This window comes from Aeromonas sp. R2-3, assembly GCF_040908375.1.
Classification (GTDB): domain Bacteria; phylum Pseudomonadota; class Gammaproteobacteria; order Enterobacterales; family Aeromonadaceae; genus Aeromonas; species Aeromonas veronii.
In genome coordinates this window covers 1-3,004 of the sequence record NZ_JBFODP010000028.1, presented here as the reverse complement: position 1 = coordinate 3,004, position 3,004 = coordinate 1, and the positions used below count along the sequence as shown (strand labels likewise).

Genomic DNA, 3,004 nt, shown 5'->3' with positions numbered 1-3,004 from the left:
AGGGCTGAATGTGAAGGCTAGCCAGGCTGAATATGGCAATCAGGGCGTGGATGGCAGTGTGCAACTGAGCTACGAGCTGAAGTTCTGATAAGCAGTGCAAGAAGTAAAACCGGAGAGTAAATATCAAAGCCGGCCTCGAGAGAGGCCGGCTTTTTTGTTGGGATATAGCAAAGGGAATATGACTACTCACTCATAGGAATTGCCCTACATACGACTGGTGGTAGTGATGAAAAAATAGCCTCAGATGTATTTGATACCCCCTTTCATGGATGAGAGACCCGAGAGCGTTTGGGAACAACATCCAGCCATTACTTGGTCAGGCAATCTCGGTAGTCATGGCAGTTCACGCCATATCAATGCAACACATGCAGACCGCTTAGCGAAGTTATCGTGATGCGCAGCGGCGCTATTTTGTTGTCGGTCCACCAATTGGTGGTCTGGTTTTAGTGATAACGGGTGTGCATAGCGCATACCGGTTGCAAGAGGTTAGTTATGAACAAAGCAAATGCCGTGATGACATTAAGCACCTTGGCACTGGCCATCGGTGTTTCGCTGGCCAGCCAGCAGGCGCGGGCTATCGAGGTTGCCAATGGTGAGATGAGTGATATTGGTTCCTTGCTACCTAGTGGAAATAATGCAGCGGTTTCGGAATATGGTCTTGATTATACGAATATTCTCATATCTGCCGATGGCAATGTTGTCGCAGGTTATTCTGAATATGGCATGGGCTGGCAGTACCATCACGCATTTCGATATGACGTGGTGACGGGGACCATACAGGATTTAGGGACGCTCAATGCCAATAACAGCGGGCGTTCTTATGCGCATGCAGTTTCTGCTGATGGCCGCACGATTGTTGGTCGTGCAGAGAAAGGCGGAGATTATGCGTGGCGTGCTTTTCGCCATGTACAAGGCGAGGACAAGATCACCGATTTGGGCACACTTAAAAAAGATAACACTGGTTTCTCCCGTGCTGATGCAGTGTCTGCTGATGGTAGTGTGATTACTGGAATTTCTGCCACTGATGATGGGAGTGCTCGCGCATTTCGCTACGATGACGGTAACGGCAAGTTAACAGATTTGGGTTCGCTGCGAATAGATAAAAAGGGAGAGTCTACTGCAGAGGCGATATCACGTGATGGCCAAGTAATCGTCGGTTTCGCAGACACTGATTCCGGTTATCAGAAAACCCGCGCGTTTCGTCACAGAAAAGGTGATCCGCGGATGACGGATCTTGGCACGTTTATGGCTGGTAATGCGGGCACCTCGACGGCGGTTGCCGTTTCAGCCGATGGACGAGTGGTGGTTGGCCAGGCAAGTTATGGGTTAGATATGTCACAGATAAGTGCATTTCGCCACAATGAAGGTGATCCGAGATTGACTCGCTTGGGCTCTCTTCGCACAGATAACCTTGGGTCGTCGAAAGCAACCTCAGTCTCAGCAAATGGTCGGGTAGTGGTGGGTGAGGCTGGGACCGATTCTGGTACTATGCATGCGTTTCGTCATAGCGAAGGCGATGTACGCCTGACAGGTCTCGGCACATTCAGAGCTGGCAACCAAGGTAGTTCTTCGGCAGTGGGAGTCTCTGATGATGGCAAAGTAGTGGTTGGGACTGCAGACCACGATGTAGTGCTGGCCGGGGACTACAGTAATCGAAAGTGGGCTTTTATTCATCGTGAAGGTGACTCAGGTATCACCAGCTTGGGGACACTTGGTGGGAACTTTTCCAGTGCAAGGACTATTTCTGGGGATGGAACGACGGTGCTGGGGGAGAGTAGTACGGGGGCTAATAAGCCGCTAAGAGTTTTTGTCTGGCGCGCCTTTAAGCCGGTGACGCCGCCGATCGATCCGGTTGACCCACCTACTGATCCAATCGATACACCGACTGAGCCGGTCGATCCCCCCACTGCTCCGGTTGTCCCCCTTGTTCCGCCAGTCGAGCCGGGCGGAGAAGTGGCCAATCAGCCCGAGCCTCAGCCTGATCCGGGTCGCGAGGGTAGCGGTGGTGTAATGCAGGATTTGGGCTATCTGTTTGACTCGATGCCGATTCTGGCCGCCCAGACCGAACAGGCCTTCCGCGCCCAGCAGCGCTCACTGGGCCGTCAGCTGGACAACGCCTGTGTCAGCGGTGCCGAAGGTCAGCAGTGCCTGCGTGTGGCGGGCGAACTGAGCAAGGTGACTGACGCCCCGACAGAGCTGGATTATCAGGTTGCACCGCAACTGTCGCTGGCGTATGGCTACGGCCTCACCGACCAACTCACCGCCGGGGTGACCGCCTCGATGTTTGGCTCATCACTGGATAACCAGTTGCTGACTGAGCGCGGTGGTGCGGAGCTCGACAGCGGTGTGGGCGTAGGTAGCTACCTGCACTTCTCGCAAGGGGCAGACGAGACCGGAGTGCAAGCCGGCGTGTCGCTGGGCTACGGCGAACAGCGTGGTGAGTTTGTGCGTGGTGATGGTCTTGCCAATGTGCAACACGGTAAAGGCAAGGCTGATGTGAAGAGCGTGGCTGTGCGGGGTTACCTGGGCTATGGCGTAGAGGTGGCAGACTGGAAGGTGACGCCTCATGCCGAAGTGACCCACTTTATCACCAGCCGAGACGGTTACCGTGAAGGTGGTGAGCGACTGGTGTTTGATGTCGAGCACGACAAGGTGAAAGACAAGAGCACAGTGGGCAAGGTGGGTGTGAAAGGCGAGACCGCACTGGCGAAGGGAGTGACCCTGAAACTGGATACAGGGGTCGAGATGGACCTGGATGTGAACCCGGTGACGCTCAAGGGCAGAAGCGACATATTCAGCTTGGGTGAAGGGATGCAGGAGTTTGCGGTGAGTGCCGAGCTTGAGCGCAATGATATGCGTCCTTACGCGGCAGTGGGTGTTGGCTATGAGCTGGAGCAGGCTGGCACCGTAGGGCTGAATGTGAAGGCTAGCCAGGCTGAATATGGCAATCAGGGCGTGGATGGCAGTGTGCAACTGAGCTACGAGCTGAAGTTCTGATAAGCAG

Annotated in this window: 1 protein-coding gene; it reads left to right on the top strand. The window is 54.4% G+C overall.

All coding sequences use genetic code 11. From position 1 onward, the window contains the following. The first annotated feature begins 492 nt into the window (after nt 1-492). Entirely contained in the window at nt 493-2,997 is a 2,505-nt protein-coding gene (locus tag AB5Z02_RS14925) for a hypothetical protein (RefSeq protein WP_368216334.1), read from the top strand. Nucleotides 2,998-3,004 lie beyond the last annotated feature (7 nt).

Bases quoted from the DNA above. Each gene is read 5' to 3' on its own strand.
- AB5Z02_RS14925 (WP_368216334.1), top strand. From the start codon at position 493: ATGAACAAAGCAAATGCCGTGATGACATTAAGCACCTTGGCACTGGCC.